Source organism: Cellulomonas sp. (assembly GCF_017744555.1).
Lineage (GTDB): Bacteria > Actinomycetota > Actinomycetes > Actinomycetales > Cellulomonadaceae > Cellulomonas.
In genome coordinates this window covers 120,838-137,144 of the sequence record NZ_JAGIBD010000006.1, presented here as the reverse complement: position 1 = coordinate 137,144, position 16,307 = coordinate 120,838, and the positions used below count along the sequence as shown (strand labels likewise).

The following is a 16,307-nucleotide window of genomic DNA, read 5'->3' as shown; positions in this document are numbered from 1 at the left end:
GCCCCCGCGCAGGCTCCCGCCGCGCAGGCTCCGGCCGCTCCGGGCACCCGTCCGGCCCCGCGGCCCGCTGCGCGCCCGGGCAACAACCCGTTCGCGCCCTCGCAGGGCATGCCCCGCCAGGGCGAGCGTCCGGGCGGTCCGCGTCCCGGCGGCCCCCGTCCGGGGAACAACCCGTTCGCGCCGTCCCAGGGGATGCCGCGTCCCGGTGACCGTCGTCCGGCGCCCGAGGGTGCCCCGGCGGCCTCGGCCGGCGACCGCCCCGGTGGTCCCCGTCCGGGCGGTCCGCGTCCCGGCGGCCCGCGTCCGAACCCGGGCATGATGCCCGGCCGCACGTCGAGCGGTGTCGGTCGTCCCGGTGAGCGCCCGGCCGGTGCCGGTCGTCCCGGCGGTGCCGGCGGCGGTCGGGGCGGCTACGGCGGTCGTCCCGGTGGCGGTGCTCCCGGCGGCGGCGGTGCTCCCGGTGGTGGCGGCGGTTTCGCCGGTCGCCCCGGTGGTGGCGGTGGCCGTCCGGGTGGTGCCGGTCGCGGCAGCACGCAGGGTGCCTTCGGTCGCGCGGGCGGTCGTCCCGTCCGTGGCCGCAAGTCGAAGCGTGCGAAGCGGCAGGAGTTCGAGCAGATGCAGGCGCCGTCGCTCGGCGGCGTCAGCGTCCCCCGCGGCAACGGCTCCACGGTCGTCCGGCTGCGGCACGGCTCGTCCCTGAACGACTTCGCCGACAAGATCGACGCGAACCCGGCGTCGCTCGTCACGGTGCTGTTCCACCTCGGTGAGATGGCCACGGCGACGCAGTCGCTCGACGAGGACACGTTCGGCACGCTGGCCGCGGAGCTCGGGTACGTCATCGAGATGGTGTCGGCCGAGGAGGAGGACCGCGAGCTGCTCGGGGCCTTCGACATCGACCTGGACGCCGAGCTCGAGGCCGAGGGCGACGACGACCTGCAGGCGCGCCCGCCGGTCGTCACCGTCATGGGCCACGTCGACCACGGCAAGACCAAGCTCCTCGACGCGATCCGCCAGACGGACGTCGTCGCGGGCGAGGCCGGCGGCATCACCCAGCACATCGGTGCCTACCAGGTGCGCGCCGAGCACGAGGGCGTCGACCGGGCGATCACGTTCATCGACACCCCGGGTCACGAGGCGTTCACCGCCATGCGTGCCCGTGGTGCGCAGGTCACCGACATCGCGATCCTCGTGGTCGCGGCGGACGACGGCGTGATGCCCCAGACGATCGAGGCGCTCAACCACGCCCAGGCGGCGAACGTGCCGATCGTGGTCGCGGTGAACAAGGTGGACAAGGAGGGGGCCAACCCCGCCAAGATCCGCCAGCAGCTCACCGAGTACAACCTCGTGGCCGAGGAGTACGGCGGCGACACCATGTTCGTCGACGTGTCGGCGAAGCAGAACATGGGCATCGACCAGCTCCTCGAGGCCGTCCTGCTGACGGCGGACGCGGCGCTCGACCTGCGGGCCAACCCCGACAAGGACGCGCGCGGTGTCGCCATCGAGGCGAACCTCGACAAGGGCCGCGGTGCGGTCGCGACGGTGCTGGTCCAGTCCGGCACGCTGCGCGTGGGCGACGCGATCGTCGCGGGCACGGCCCACGGCCGCGTCCGTGCGATGTTCGACGAGCACGGCAACGCCGTCGCCGAGGCGGGCCCGGCCCGTCCGGTCCAGGTCCTCGGCCTGGCGTCGGTGCCGAGCGCAGGCGACACGCTGCTCGTCGCTCCCGAGGAGCGCACGGCGCGGCAGATCGCCGAGAAGCGCGAGGCCGCCGAGCGTGCCGCACTCCTGGCCAAGCGCCGCAAGCGCATCAGCCTCGAGGACTTCACGCAGGCGCTGCAGCAGGGCAAGGTCGAGACGCTCAACCTGGTCCTCAAGGGCGACGTGTCGGGTGCCGTCGAGGCGCTCGAGGACGCGCTGCTCAAGATCGACGTGGGCGAGGAGGTCGACCTGCGGGTCATCCACCGCGGCGTCGGTGCGATCACGCAGAACGACGTCAACCTGGCGACGGTCGACTCGGCCATCATCATCGGGTTCAACGTCAAGTACGCGGAGCGCGTCGAGGAGCTGGCCGACCGCGAGGGCGTCGACGTGCGCTTCTACTCGGTCATCTACCAGGCGATCGACGACGTCGAGGCGGCCCTCAAGGGCATGCTCAAGCCGGAGTACGAGGAGGTGCAGCTCGGCACCGCGGAGATCCGCGAGGTCTTCCGCTCCTCGAAGTTCGGCAACATCGCGGGCTCGATCGTGCGCTCCGGCCTCATCCGCCGGAACACGAAGGCGCGCGTGCTGCGTGGTGGCAAGGTCGTCGGGGACAACCTGACGATCGAGTCGCTCAAGCGGTTCAAGGACGACGCGACGGAGGTCCGCGAGGGCTTCGAGTGCGGTATCGGTCTGGGGTCGTTCAACGACCTGCAGGTCGAGGACGTCATCGAGACGTGGGAGATGCGCGAGAAGCCTCGCGCCTGATCCCGGACGGCTGACCGCGGGGCGGGTGAGGCATCGACCTTGCCCGCCCCGCGGCGTCACCACGGAAGGAAGGACGGTTCAGATGGCTGACACCGCACGCGCCCGCAAGCTCGCGGAGCGCATCCAGCAGGTGGTCGCGCAGATGCTCGACACCCGCATCAAGGACCCGCGCCTCGGGTTCGTCACGGTCACGGACGTCCGCGTCACGGGCGACCTGCAGCACGCGGACGTGTTCTACACGGTCTACGGTGACGACGAGGCCCGTTCGGACAGCGCGAAGGCGCTGGAGAGCGCCAAGGGCGTCATCCGGTCCGAGGTCGGCAAGCAGACGGGCATCCGTCTGACGCCGACGCTCGCATTCCACCTCGACGCGGTGCCCGAGACGGCCGCGCACCTCGACGCCGCGCTGGTCGAGGCGGCCCGCCGGGACGCCGAGGTCGCCGCGCTGGCGTCGAAGGCGTCGTACGCCGGGGACGCCGACCCGTACCGGCACCCGGAGGACGAGGACGCCGCCGAGGCCTGACGCTGCACGACGAAGCCCCGGGGACCTGTCGCGGTCCCCGGGGCTTCGTCGTGCAGCGGTGGGTCAGACGTCGACCGTCTGCGTCACGCGCCCGGTGCTGCGCGGCATCGCCAGCGTGACGAGCGCCCCGAGCGCGACGATCGCGGCGGCGACGTAGGCCGCGGGCTCCAGGCCGGCGGCGTACCCGTCGGGCGTCAGGGTGCCGCCCGCACCCTGGAACACGGCGACGAGGACGGCGATGCCGAGCGCTCCGCCGATCTCGCGGATGGTCGAGTTCACCGAGCTCGCGGTGCCGTGGTCGTCAGGCGCCATGTCGGCGAGGACGGCCGTGGCGGACGGCGCGAACGTCAGGCCCATGCCGATGCCGGCGAGCGCGAGCCCGGGGACGAGGTCGGCGTACACGATGCCGCCCTGACCGACGAGGAACCCCTGCCAGGCAAGGCCCGCGGCCTGGAGGGCGAGCCCGGAGGCGAGCAGCGGCCGGACGCCGATGCGGGGTGCGAGCATGCCTGCGACCGGTGCGACGAGCATGGGTGCGGCGGTCCAGGGGAGCGTGCGGACGCCGGCCTCGAGCGGGGTGTAGCCGAGCCCGATCTGCAGGTACTGGGAGAGCAGGAACACGAGCCCGAACACGCCGATCGAGAACGCGAGCGCGCTGAGGTTGGCGATGCTGAACGAGCGCACGCGGAACAGACGCAGCGGCACGAGCGGGTGGTCGGTGCGGGACTCGCGCAGCAGGAACCCGGCGAGCAGGAGGACGCCGAGCGTCATGCCGCCGATCACCCGGGCGGAGCCCCACCCGTCGTCGTTGCCGCGGATGATGGCCCAGACGAGCGAGAGCACGCCGGTGCCGGCGAGCACGAGGCCGAGCACGTCGAGCCGCTGGCGGCGTCCGTGCGACTCGGGCAGCGCCCAGCGGACGAGCGGGATCGCCACGATCGCGACGGGCACGTTGATCCAGAAGATGGCCTCCCACGAGATGCCGTCGACGACGGCGCCGCCGATCACGGGCCCGAGCGCGACGCCGAGGCCGGACACGGCGCCCCAGATGCCGATCGCCATGGCCCGCTTGGCGGCGGGCACGGCACCGGCGAGCAGCGTGAGGGACAGCGGCATGACGGCGGCAGCGCCGGCGCCCTGCAGCGCGCGGGCGGCGATGAGCATCTCGGCGCTCGTCGAGAGCGCGGACGCGACGGACGCGAGGGCGAAGACGGAGATGCCGATCACGAACACGCGCCGGCGCCCGAAGCGGTCGCCGAGGGTCGCGGCCGCGATCATCAGGCTCGCGAAGGCCAGCGTGTAGGCGTTGACCATCCACTGCAGCTGCTCGAGCGAGGCGGACAGCTCGGTCCGCAGGACGGGCAGCGCGGTCGTCATGACGAGGTTGTCGAGGGTCGCCATGAACATCGGGAGCGACGCGGCGACCAGGGCCACGGCGACGGGCACGGTGCGGCGGGCCCGGAGCCGGCCGGGCGCGTCTGTCGCAGCCGACGTGACGGCGGACCGGGGTGGGGCGGAGGGCGCGATGGTCACGGTGGCTCCTTGTTGGCATTGAGTGATTACTAACAAGAGCGACCGTAGGCATCGGCTGATAACATGTCAACATGTCGCAGCAGAACGTGGTCGCCGACGCCCCCGTGGCCCAGCGCATGACGGGTGCCGCTCGGCGCGACCAGATCCTCGCCGCCGCCCGCACCGTCTTCGCCGCGCGGGGCTACACCGCCAGCACCGACGAGGTGGCACGTGCCGCCGGGGTGTCCCAGCCGTACGTCGTGCGCCTGTTCGGCTCCAAGCGTGAGCTCTTCGTCGAGACGTACCGGCAGGCGAGCGACCAGGTGCTCACCGCGCTGCGGGGAGTCCAGCCCGGGCCGGACGCCGGTCGGCTGATGGGCGACGCGTACGTGGGCCTGCTCACCGACCGGGAGCTGCTGCTGCTCCTCATGCACGGGTTCATCGCCGGGACCGACGAGGAGGTCGGCCGGATCGCCCGGCACACCCTCGGCGAGGCGTTCCGGCTGTTCAGCGAGGCGTCGGGGGCGGACGAGGACGAGGCCCGGCGGTTCGTCGCCCAGGGCATGCTGATCAACGTGCTGCTCGCGGTCGGTGCCGCGGACCACACCGGTGAGGACGCCGGCATGGACGCGCTCGTGAAGTGCACCATCGAGGCCATCGAGGAGCGGAACACGTGACGGGCGCGGCCCGTCCCCGCTCCGACGAGCCCCGCAACGACGCGCCCCGCAACGACAGGCCGCGCCGCCCCACGGCACCCGACGGCGTCGTCGTGGTCGACAAGCCGCAGGGTTGGACGAGCCACGACGTCGTCGCCCGGATGCGCCGCCTCGCGGGCACCCGCAAGGTCGGCCACGCGGGCACGCTCGACCCGATGGCCACGGGTGTGCTCGTCGTCGGCATCGGCCGCGCGACGCGGCTGCTCACGTACGTGGTCGGCGCCGACAAGGAGTACACGGCGACGATCCGGCTGGGCGTGACGACCACGACGGAGGACGCCGAGGGCGAGACGCTCGACGTGGTCGACGCGTCGTCCGTCACGCACGCCGCGGTGCACGACGCCGCCGCCACGCTCACGGGCACGATCGCGCAGGTCCCGAGCGCCGTCTCCGCGATCAAGGTCGACGGCCAGCGGGCGTACGCGCGCGTCCGGGCGGGGGAGACCGTCGAGCTCGCGGCCCGCGAGGTCACCGTCTCGCGGTTCGACGTGGGCGGGCTGCGGCGCGCCGAGGCGCCGGACGGCACGCCCGTCGTGGACGTCGACGTCACGGTCGTGTGCTCGTCGGGCACCTACGTACGGGCGCTCGCGCGCGACCTCGGCGCCGCGCTCGGTGTCGGCGGTCACCTCACCGCGCTGCGGCGCACGCGCGTCGGCGGGTACGCGCTCGAGGTCGCCCGCACGCTCGACGAGCTCGCCGCCACGCCCGACGACGTGCCGCTCACGGTGCTGCCGCTGGCCGCCGCAGCGCGCGCCACGTTCCCTGTTCGCGACCTCACCGCCGAGGAGGCACGCGCGCTGTCGTACGGCCAGACGATCGCGCCCGTCGCGGGCACCCCCGCGGGGACGGTCGCGGCGCTCTCGCCCGACGGCGAGCTCGTCGCGCTCGTCGAGACGCGCGGCCCGACGGTCCGGCCGACGCTGGTGTTCGCCCCGGCCTGATGGTCGTCGGCCCGGCGGCTCCCGCGCGCCGCCGGTGCCGGACGGCCCATCCGGGGGAGCCAAGGTCCGGCTGTCGTCCGCCTCGGTGCTCAGGTGCGGCGCCGCATCGGTCCGACCGAATCGATTCGGACCCGTCCGCCCAGGTCGTCGTCTCCCATAGCCTGCCCTGGCTCCACAGGCGGCTCACAGGGCAGTGGGCGGCGACCGACCGAGGGGGACGACGTGGCATCACGCACCGCACGGCACCGGCACGGCTGGTCGGCAGGACGGAGGTGGGGCGGCGCGACGGCGGCGCTGCTCACCGGCGTCGCGCTGACGCTCGGTACCGCAGGACCTGTCGGCGCCGCCTCGCAGATCGGCGACGGCACCTTCGAGTCCGGGGCCGAGGGCTGGGTCGCCTACGGCACGGACGGGCCGCTCGACACGAGCAGCGGCGCGCTGTGCGTCGACGTGCCGGCCGGGTCGAGCCAGTACGGGGTCGGCGTGGTGCTCAACGGTGTCGCCATCGACGAGGGCACCACCTACACGCTCGGCTTCACCGCGTCGGCCAGCACGGACGTGACGATCCGTGCCCTCGTCGGACAGGACGGCGCCCCCTACGGCACGGTGCTCGACAAGAGCCCTGCGCTCACGTCCGAGCCCACCGCGACGTCGTACGCGTTCACCGCCGGTGCGACCTACCCGGCCGAGAGCGCCGCGGGCGACCCGCGTGGCCAGATCGCGTTCCAACTCGGCGGGTTCAGCCCCGACGCGTGGACGTTCTGCCTCGACGACGTCTCCCTGTCCTCGGACTCCGAGCTGCTGCCGCACACGTCGTTCGCCGAGTCGCTCGGCTCGTGGTCGCTGTACGGCACGAGCGACCCCGTCTTCGCCGACGGGCGCATGTGCGTCGACGTCCCCGGCGGGCAGGTCAACCCGTGGGATGCCGGGCTCGTCTACAACGGCGTGCCCGTCGAGGAGGGCCAGAACTATGTGCTGTCGTTCACCGCGAGCAGCGACCCCGCGACCCCGGTGCGGGCGCTCGTCGGCGAGGGCGGCGGCGCGTACCGCACGGTCCTCGACCAGGGGGCGGTGCCGCTGACCACCGAGCTCGCGGTGCACGAGTACCCGTTCACCGCGGGGCTGACCTTCCCGGCGGACGGGTCGGCACCCGGGCAGGTCGCGATCCAGCTCGGCAAGTCCTCGGCGTACACGTTCTGCGTGTCCGAGGTCTCGCTGACGAGCTCCGCGACGCCGCCGCCCGTCTACCAGCCCGACACGGGTCCGCGCGTGCGCGTCAACCAGGTCGGCTACCTCCCGTACGGGCCGAAGCGCGCCACGCTCGTCACGGACGCGACCACGGCGCTGCCGTGGGAGCTGCACGCCGCGGACGGCACCGTCGTCGCGCACGGCGACTCGGCCCCGGCCGGCCTCGACCCGTCGTCACGCCTGAACGTGCACACGATCGACTTCTCCGGCGTCACCCGCACCGGGAAGGGCTTCACGGTGGTCGCCGACGGTGAGACCAGCCGGCCGTTCGACATCGCTGCCGACCTCTACCAGCAGCTCCGCTACGACACGCTCGACTACTTCTACCCGGCCCGGTCGGGCATCGAGATCGACGGGGCGATCGCGGGCGAGGACTACGCCCGTCCGGCCGGCCACGTCGGCGTCGCGCCCAACCAGGGCGACACCGACGTGCCGTGCATCGGCCCGCGCGACTACTACGACGGCTGGACGTGCGACTACCGGCTCGACGTGTCGGGCGGCTGGTACGACGCGGGCGACCACGGCAAGTACGTCGTCAACGGCGGCATCGCGGTCTCGCAGCTGCTCGGCACGTACGAGCGCTCGCTGCGCGCGCCGTCGGCGGACGCCGGCGCACTCAAGGACGGCACGCTCGCGATCCCCGAGCACGGCGACAAGGTGCCCGACGTGCTCGACGAGGCGCGCTGGGAGCTCGAGTGGATGCTCAAGATGGTCGCGCCGTCGGGCGAGTACGCCGGCATGGTCCACCACAAGGTGCACGACGAGGGCTGGACGGGTCTGCCGCTGCTCCCGTCCGACGACGCGCAGCCCCGCTCGCTCGCCCGGCCGTCCACCGCGGCGACGCTCAACGTCGCGGCCGTCACCGCGCAGGGCGCCCGGCTGTTCCGCAAGCTCGACCCCGCGTTCGCCGCGACGCTGCTCGCGACGGCACGGTCGACGTACGCGGCCGCCCTGGCCCACCCGGACGTGTACGCGCCCGACGCCGCCGGCGCGGACGGCGGCGGGGCGTACGGGGACCGCGACGTGCGCGACGAGTTCTACTGGGCCGCCGCGGAGCTGTACCTCACGACCGGCGAGGACGCGTTCGCGAAGGCCGTCGTGAACAGCCCGCTGCACACGGCCGACGTGTTCACGGCCGACGGCTTCGGCTGGGCGAGCACCGCCGCTCTGGGCCGGCTCGACCTCGCGACGGTGCCGAACAAGCTCCCCGGGCGTGACGCGGTCGTGGCCTCGGTCGTCGCGGGCGCCGACCGGTACGTGACGAGCCAGGCCGCACAGCCGTGGGGGTCGGTGTACTCGCCGTCCGGCGACTACGTGTGGGGGTCGAGCTCGCAGGTCGCGAACAACCTCGTGGTCGTCGGCACCGCGTTCGACCTCACGGGGGACGAGAGGTACCGGCGGTCCGTGCTCGAGGGCGTCGACTACCTGCTCGGCCGCAACGCGCTCAACCAGTCGTACGTGACGGGCTGGGGCGAGGTCGCCTCGCACCAGCAGCACAACCGGTGGTGGGCACACGAGCTCGACCCGTCGCTGCCCAGCCCGCCGGCCGGATCCCTCGCGGGCGGCCCGAACTCGCAGGCCGGCACCTGGGACCCCACCACGCAGGCGGCGTTCCCCGAAGGGTGCGCGCCGTCGGCGTGCTACATCGACGAGATCGGCGCCTGGTCGACGAACGAGGTCGCGGTCAACTGGCAGTCCGCGATCTCGTGGGTCGCGTCGTTCCTCGCGGACCAGGATGGTGGCGAGCCCCTCCAGGTCGCCCCGGCGATCACCACGCAGCCGAAGGACGCCCGCGGCAGGCTCGGCGCCACGGTCACCTACACCGCGGCGGCGAGCGGAACTCCGGCGCCGACCGTCGCGTGGCAGGTGCGCTGGTTCGGCGGACGCTGGCACACGATCCCCGGGGCGACCACGCCGACGCTCACGCTCCCGGTCACGCTGCTCGGTGTCGGGAGCGAGTACCGGGCGGTCTTCACCAACCCGGCCGGCAGCGCCACCACGAGGGCCGCGTCGATGACGATCGTGCTGCCCTGGCAGAAGGGCTGACCGTCTCCGCCGACGGACGCCCCGGCCGAGTGTCGGCCGGGGCGTCCGTCATCGGGGTCCGTCACGCACCGGCCCGAGGCTCGGCGCCCAGGAGGAAGCGCAGCAGCGCGGTCAGCGTGAGGCCGTCCACCAACGTGCCGTCGAGGACGAGGGCGCGCACCTGGTCCAGCGGCACCCACTCGACACGTTCGGCCTCCGACGGGTCACTCGGGTCGCCGACGTGCTCGGCACCGTCGGCGACGAACGCGTGGAACATCAGGTCCGTCGTCCCGTGGGCCGCGTGGTAGCTCACGAGCGGGTGCAGGGGGCCCGGCCGCCACCCCGTCTCCTCGAGCACCTCGCGGGCGGCGGCCTCGAGCGGCGTCTCGTCCGCCTCGACCTTCCCCGCCGGCACCTCCCAGCCCCACGTGTCCGTGATGAACCGGTGCCGCCACAGCAGCAGGACGCCGCGGTCCGGGTCGTGCACCACGACACCCGCCGCCGGGCCCGGCATCCGCACCACGTGGTGGTCGGTGCGCCCGTGACCAGGAACGTCGACGTCGACGAGCGTCACCCGCATCCACGGGCTGTCGTACACGGTCGTCTCCCCGAACGTCTCCCAGCGCATGCCCGCAGGCTAGGACGTCGCGGACGGGTCGTGCCGCACGGGTGGCATGATCCTCGTGTGCTGCGCTGGAACGACCTCGCCGACGTCCCGTCGGACTTCGGGCCCTCGGTGGTGACCCTCGGCAACTTCGACGGGGTGCATCGGGGGCACGTCAGCGTGCTCACCCGCATGTGCGCGGACGCCCGGCTGGCCGGTGCGCGCGCGGTGGCCGTGACGTTCAGCCCGCACCCGCTGCAGGTGCACCGGCCCGAGACCGCGCCGCCGCTGCTCACGGGCGACGAGGACCGGCTCGAGCTGCTCGGCCTCACGGGCCTCGACGCGGTGCTCATGCTCGAGTACACGCTCGACTTCGCACGACAGTCGCCCGAGGAGTTCGTGCGCCGCTACCTCGTCGACGGTCTGCGGGCGCGCACGGTCGTGGTCGGCCGGGACGTCCGCTTCGGCTGGGGCAACTCCGGCGACCTCGGCACGATGGTCGAGCTCGGTCGCGAGCACGGGTTCGACGTCGAGGTCATCGAGGACGTCGCGCCCGCCGCGACCGCCGACCCGGGCAGCGCCGAGGACCAGGCCGCCGACCCGCTGCGTCGGCGCTGGTCGTCCACGTGGGTGCGCGAGCTGCTCGACGCGGGCGACGTGGTGCAGGCGGCGCGCGTGCTCGGCCGGCCGCACCGCGTGCGGGGGACCGTCGTGCACGGCGACGCGCGCGGCCGTGAGCTCGGCTTCCCGACGGCGAACCTCGGGGCGGACCTCACGGGCATGGTGCCCGCCGACGGCGTGTACGCGGGGTGGCTGCGCCGCACGCGGGAGGCCGACGGCACGCCGGTGCAGGTGGGCGACCCGGACAGCGTGCTGCCCGCCGCGGTGTCCATCGGCACGAACCCGACGTTCGACGGGCAGGAGCGCAGGGTCGAGGCCTACGTCCTGGATCGCACCGACCTCGACCTGTACGACCAGCAGGTGGTGCTCGAGCTCGTCGAGCGCCTGCGTCCGACGCTCCGGTTCGACTCGGTCGACGAGCTCCTGGTGCGCATGCACGAGGACGTCGAGCGGGTCCGCGAGGTGCTCGACGGGGTCGCTGGCGAACCGTCCGCCGAGGCGCCGCACCAGGCCGATGCCGGGGGAGCCCCCGCCGCCTGATAGTCTGTGGTCGCCGTACGAACGGCCGCGGACAGAGAGAGCCCGGGTGGACATGCCCCGGAGCACCGCGCAACGAGACAACCTGGAGAACCGTGCCGCTCGACAGTGCCGTGAAGAAGTCCATCATGACCGAGTACGCCACCCACGAGGGTGACACCGGTTCGCCGGAGGTTCAGATCGCGATGCTCACGCAGCGCATCAAGGACCTCACGGAGCACCTCAAGACCCACAAGCACGACCACCACAGCCGTCGCGGCCTGCTGCTGCTCGTCGGCCAGCGTCGTCGCCTGCTGGGCTACCTGCAGAAGGTCGACATCAACCGCTACCGCAGCCTCATCGAGCGGCTCGGCCTGCGCCGCTGATCATCCGGACCAGCCCGGACCCGACGCCGGGTCCGGGCTGGTTCCGCGTGGAGCCCGCAGAGGCGCTCCGCACCCGCAGCTGAAACACCGCACCACAGCACCATCCACCGCGCCGACCCGCTCGTCCGGTCCTCGGTAGTGGCCTCCGGAACCGTCAAGGTCCGGGGGTCTCGATCGAAGACCGCCGCGGCCGGCCGGCGCCTTCGAGGACAAGGAGGGCACCCGTGGAGGGTCCCGAGATCCAGTTCGCCGAGGCCGTGATCGACAACGGTCGCTTCGGCACCCGCACCGTCCGCTTCGAGACCGGCCGTCTGGCCAAGCAGGCCGCGGGTTCCGCCGCCGCCTATCTCGACGGCGACACCATGCTGCTGGCGGCCACGACGGCCGGCAAGCACCCCAAGGACCAGTTCGACTTCTTCCCGCTGACGATCGACGTCGAGGAGCGGCAGTACGCCGCCGGCAAGATCCCGGGCTCGTTCTTCCGCCGCGAGGGCCGTCCCTCGACCGAGGCGATCCTGGCCTGCCGGCTGATCGACCGCCCGCTGCGCCCGCTGTTCGTCAAGGGCCTGCGCAACGAGGTCCAGGTCGTCATCACGGTCCTGGCGATCCACCCGGACGACGCGTACGACACGCTCGCGATCAACGCGGCCTCGCTGTCGACGCAGCTCTCCGGCCTGCCGTTCTCCGGCCCGGTCGGTGGCGTGCGCATCGCGCTCGTCGACGGCCAGTGGGTCGCGTTCCCGCGGTACTCCGAGCGCGAGCGTGCGACGTTCGACATGGTCGTCGCGGGCCGCGTGGTGGGCGACGACGTGGCGATCGCCATGATCGAGGCCGAGGCGCCCGAGAAGTCCTGGAACATCATCCAGAACGAGGGTGGTGTCGCCCCGACCGAGGAGGTCGTCGCGCAGGGCCTCGAGGCGGCCAAGCCGTTCATCAAGGTGCTCGTCGAGGCGCAGCAGGAGCTCGCGGCGAAGGCCGCGAAGGAGACGCAGACGTTCCCGACGTTCCCGGACTACCAGCCCGACGCGTACGAGGCCGTCGAGGCCGCGTCGACCGCGCCGCTCGGCGAGGCCCTGAGTATCGCGGACAAGCAGACGCGCGAGAACCGCCTCGACGAGATCAAGGCCGAGGTCGTCGCCCAGCTCGCCGCGCAGTTCGAGGGTCGCGAGAAGGAGCTGTCGGCCGCGTACCGCTCGGTGCAGAAGAAGCTCATCCGCCAGCGCATCCTCACGGACGGCTTCCGGATCGACGGCCGTGGCCTGCGCGACATCCGCACGCTGTCGGCCGAGGTCGAGGTGCTGCCCCGCGTGCACGGCTCGGCGCTGTTCGAGCGCGGCGAGACCCAGATCCTGGGTGTCACGACGCTGAACATGCTCCGCATGGAGCAGCAGCTCGACACGCTCTCCCCGGAGACGCGCAAGCGGTACATGCACAACTACAACTTCCCGCCGTACTCGACCGGTGAGACGGGCCGCGTGGGCTCGCCGAAGCGCCGCGAGATCGGCCACGGCGCGCTCGCCGAGCGGGCGCTCATGCCCGTGCTGCCGAGCCGCGAGGAGTTCCCCTACGCGATCCGCCAGGTCTCCGAGGCGCTCGGCTCGAACGGCTCGACGTCGATGGGCTCGGTCTGCGCGTCCACGCTGTCGCTGCTCAACGCGGGTGTCCCGCTGCGCGCACCCGTCGCGGGCATCGCGATGGGCCTCGTGTCCGACACGGTCGACGGTGAGACCCGCTACGCGGCGCTCACCGACATCCTCGGTGCCGAGGACGCGTTCGGTGACATGGACTTCAAGGTCGCCGGCACGCGCGAGTTCGTCACGGCCATCCAGCTCGACACCAAGCTCGACGGCATCCCCGCCTCGGTGCTCGGCGGCGCGCTCACGCAGGCCAAGGAGGCGCGTCTGGCGATCCTCGACGTCATCGCCGAGGCGATCGACGTCCCGGACGAGATGAGCCCGTTCGCGCCGCGCGTCATCACGGTGAAGGTCCCGGTCGACAAGATCGGCGAGGTCATCGGCCCGAAGGGCAAGATGATCAACCAGATCCAGGAGGAGACCGGCGCCGACATCTCCATCGAGGACGACGGCACGGTCTACATCGGCGCCACCGACGGTCCGTCGGCGGAGGCCGCGCGGGCCGCGATCAACGCGATCGCCAACCCGCACATGCCCGAGGTGGGCGAGCGCTTCGTGGGGACGGTCGTCAAGACCACCACGTTCGGCGCGTTCGTCTCGCTCTCGCCGGGCAAGGACGGTCTGCTCCACATCTCGCAGATCCGCAAGCTCGTGGGCGGCAAGCGCGTGGAGAACGTCGAGGACGTCCTCTCGATCGGCCAGAAGGTCCAGGTCGAGATCGGCGAGATCGACCCGCGCGGCAAGCTGTCGCTGCACGCGGTCATCGACGAGGGTGCCGAGGGCGGCGAGCCCGCCGCCGAGGCCCCCGCGTCCGTCGACGCCTGACGTGCCGCTGGACCTGCCGCTCGTGCGCCCGGGCTTCCCGGGCGCCGAGCAGGCCGTCGGGCAGGACGGCGACGCCCTCGTGCGTCGTTCCGTCCTGCCCGGCGGGGTCCGGGTGCTCACCGAGAGCATGCCCGGCCTGCGTTCCGCGACCGTGGGCGCGTGGGTCGGGGTCGGTTCGCGTGACGAGTCCGACGGCCACCACGGCTCGACGCACTTCCTCGAGCACCTGCTGTTCAAGGGCACCGCACGACGCACCGCGATGGACATCGCGGAGGCGTTCGATGCCGTCGGTGGCGAGGCCAACGCCGCCACCGGCAAGGAGCACACGTGCTACTACGCGCGCGTGCTCGACACGGACCTCCCGATGGCGGTCGACGTCATCGCGGACATGGTGACCTCCGCGCGCCTCGACACGGACGAGCTCGAGACCGAGCGCGGCGTGATCCTCGAAGAGCTCGCGATGAACGACGACGACCCGAGCGACGTCGTGCACGAGCAGTTCACGGCCGTGGTGCTCGGCGAGCACCCGCTCGGCCGGCCGATCGGCGGCACGCCCGAGACGATCCGCGCGGTGCCGCGCGACGCCGTCTGGCAGCACTACCGCTGGCACTACAAGCCGTCCACGCTCGTCGTGACCGCGGCGGGCGGCGTCGACCACGACACGCTGTGCGCGCAGGTCGCCGAGGCGCTGACCACGGGCGGCTGGGACCTCGACGGCGCCCAGGAGCCGACCGGGCGTCGCCTCCCGACGAGCGCCGCGGCGCTCGCGGGCACCTCCGGGCTGCCCGCCGCGGGCGTCGAGACGACGATCCGGCGTCACACCGAGCAGGCCAACGTCATCGTCGGCGGCACGGCGCTCACCGCGACCGACCCGCGGCGGTTCACGCTGTCGGTCCTCAACGCGGTGCTCGGCGGCGGCATGTCGTCGCGGCTGTTCCAGGAGATCCGCGAGAAGCGCGGCCTGGCGTACTCGACGTACTCGTTCGCGTCCGGGCACGCCGACACGGGCATCTTCGGCCTCTACGCGGGCTGCACGCCCGGCAAGGTCGACGAGGTGGTCGCGCTCATGATCGCGGAGTGGGAGCGCCTCGCGGACAGCCCGATCACCCAGGCGGAGCTCGATCGCTCGCTCGGCCAGCTGGCCGGCGGGCTCGTGCTCGGCATGGAGGACACGGGCTCCCGGATGAGCCGGCTCGGCAAGGCCGAGCTCGTGCACGGCGAGCTGCTCAGCGTCGACGAGTCGCTGGACCGCATCCGTGCGGTCACGGCCGCCGACGTGCAGGAGCTCGCTGCCGAGCTCGCGTCCCGTCCGCGGTCAGTGGTGCGCGTCGGCCCGTTCGGGGACTGACGGCGGCAGCGGCGCTGGCGGCGGCTCCTCGAGCCGGGTGAGCCACGTCGCCATCGGGTGGACGCACGCCGCGAGTGTGATCGCGATCGTGCCCAGCGCCGCGCTGCCGAGCAGGCCGTCTGCGTCTCCGGCCCACCAGCCGAGCGCGAGCGGGCCGACGGCCGTCGCCCCGACCAGGACGACGAGCACCCACGCGGCGCGACCGCGGCCTGCGAGCAGGAGCGCGGCGCCGGCCGCGAGCGCGAGGGCGAACGTGGGCGACACGAGGACGTCGACGTACCTCCTCAGGTCTGTCTCGTACTCGTCGGCAGGCGGAAGCTGCAGGAGCGAGGCCGCGGCGACGGCGGCCACGACGGGCAGCACGAGCACGGTCATGGCGGTGCGTCGCGCCCGGCGGGTGGTCGGGACTGCCGGCGGCGGGACCGCACGCGACCTGCGGTGGGCGAGCCACGACGTGACGGCCACCGCTGCGACGACGGCCAGGGGGATGACGACGCCGGGACGCAGCACCACGGCCGTCTCGTACGGGTACTGGTCCGCCGGGTCGCCGTACGTCGTGGCCGGCACAGGGCCGGGCCACGGGACGTACCAGCCGTTCACCTGGTGGGCGACGTGGTCCGACCACCACGCGAGCACTGACCACCCGGCCACGACCACCGCCGAGAGCACGGGCACGCGCCACCGGTGGCGGCTCCCGTCCACCCAGGCCACGGCGCACCAGAGGGCGACCGCGAGCGACCACCGGACCGAGTCCTGCACGAACACGACAGGGTCGGGCGGCCACGCCCACTCGCCCGCGCGGGCCTGGTCGAGGGCGTCGTTCCACGACATCAGCGCGTAGGTCAGGGCGAACGTGCCGAGCGCGACGTAGGTGACGACCGCTGCCGGGGTCGGGGCGCTGCGGGGAAGCCGTGGCATGGGGGTGCATCGGTACCGGGCGTC

General features: G+C 73.1%; 12 protein-coding genes. 9 read left to right on the top strand and 3 right to left on the bottom strand.

Annotation, left to right across the window (positions count from 1 at the left end; translation table 11 throughout):
• The coding region (gene infB, locus J7523_RS06160) for a translation initiation factor IF-2 (RefSeq protein ID WP_291883681.1) at positions 1–2,466 on the top strand (2,466 nt) is incomplete at its 5' end.
• A gap of 82 nt (positions 2,467–2,548) precedes the next feature.
• Positions 2,549–2,989 carry a 30S ribosome-binding factor RbfA gene (gene rbfA, locus J7523_RS06155; protein WP_291883677.1) on the top strand — a complete coding sequence of 147 codons (441 nt, stop codon included), beginning with the start codon at positions 2,549–2,551 and terminating at the stop codon, positions 2,987–2,989.
• 63 nt (positions 2,990–3,052) lie between these two features.
• On the opposite strand, the gene J7523_RS06150 is transcribed toward rbfA, so the two are convergent.
• A complete protein-coding gene (locus J7523_RS06150; RefSeq protein WP_291883675.1) occupies positions 3,053–4,522 on the bottom strand; it encodes a DHA2 family efflux MFS transporter permease subunit in 1,470 nt (489 codons plus the stop codon).
• Between the two features lie 71 nt (positions 4,523–4,593).
• On the opposite strand from J7523_RS06150, the gene J7523_RS06145 reads away from it, so the two are divergent.
• The 3 genes from J7523_RS06145 to J7523_RS06135 all read left to right on the top strand — a co-directional run bounded on the left by J7523_RS06145 (position 4,594) and on the right by J7523_RS06135 (position 9,452).
• Complete coding sequence (locus tag J7523_RS06145) at positions 4,594–5,178, top strand: TetR/AcrR family transcriptional regulator (RefSeq protein ID WP_291883672.1); 585 nt, start codon at positions 4,594–4,596, stop codon at positions 5,176–5,178.
• 92 nt (positions 5,179–5,270) lie between these two features.
• Positions 5,271–6,158: a tRNA pseudouridine(55) synthase TruB gene (gene truB / locus J7523_RS06140; RefSeq protein WP_291883693.1), complete on the top strand. Its 888-nt coding sequence runs from the start codon at positions 5,271–5,273 to the stop codon at positions 6,156–6,158.
• A 222-nt stretch (positions 6,159–6,380) separates the two neighbouring features.
• Positions 6,381–9,452 (top strand): glycoside hydrolase family 9 protein, encoded by a 3,072-nt coding sequence (locus J7523_RS06135; protein ID WP_291883669.1) that lies wholly within the window; start codon positions 6,381–6,383, stop codon positions 9,450–9,452.
• A gap of 61 nt (positions 9,453–9,513) precedes the next feature.
• Here the strand turns inward: J7523_RS06135 and J7523_RS06130 are convergent, their stop codons facing one another.
• Complete coding sequence (locus tag J7523_RS06130; RefSeq protein ID WP_291883666.1) at positions 9,514–10,059, bottom strand: NUDIX hydrolase; 546 nt, start codon at positions 10,057–10,059, stop codon at positions 9,514–9,516.
• A gap of 57 nt (positions 10,060–10,116) precedes the next feature.
• On the opposite strand from J7523_RS06130, the gene J7523_RS06125 reads away from it, so the two are divergent.
• The 4 genes from J7523_RS06125 (at position 10,117) to J7523_RS06110 (ending at position 15,365) form a co-directional block, all read left to right on the top strand.
• Positions 10,117–11,196, top strand: a complete 1,080-nt coding sequence (locus J7523_RS06125; protein WP_291883662.1) for a bifunctional riboflavin kinase/FAD synthetase — start codon at positions 10,117–10,119, stop codon at positions 11,194–11,196.
• A gap of 92 nt (positions 11,197–11,288) precedes the next feature.
• Positions 11,289–11,558, top strand: coding sequence for a 30S ribosomal protein S15 (gene rpsO, locus J7523_RS06120; protein WP_291883659.1), 270 nt, complete (start codon positions 11,289–11,291; stop codon positions 11,556–11,558).
• A gap of 224 nt (positions 11,559–11,782) precedes the next feature.
• Complete coding sequence (locus J7523_RS06115) at positions 11,783–14,017, top strand: polyribonucleotide nucleotidyltransferase (RefSeq protein WP_291883656.1); 2,235 nt, start codon at positions 11,783–11,785, stop codon at positions 14,015–14,017.
• A gap of 1 nt (position 14,018) precedes the next feature.
• On the top strand, positions 14,019–15,365 hold the full coding sequence (locus J7523_RS06110; protein ID WP_291883653.1) for a pitrilysin family protein: 1,347 nt from the start codon (positions 14,019–14,021) through the stop codon (positions 15,363–15,365).
• On the opposite strand, the gene J7523_RS06105 is transcribed toward J7523_RS06110, so the two are convergent.
• Positions 15,333–16,283: a hypothetical protein gene (locus tag J7523_RS06105; protein ID WP_291883651.1), complete on the bottom strand. Its 951-nt coding sequence runs from the start codon at positions 16,281–16,283 to the stop codon at positions 15,333–15,335. The two genes, J7523_RS06110 and J7523_RS06105, sit on opposite strands and share 33 nt — an antisense overlap.
• Positions 16,284–16,307 lie beyond the last annotated feature (24 nt).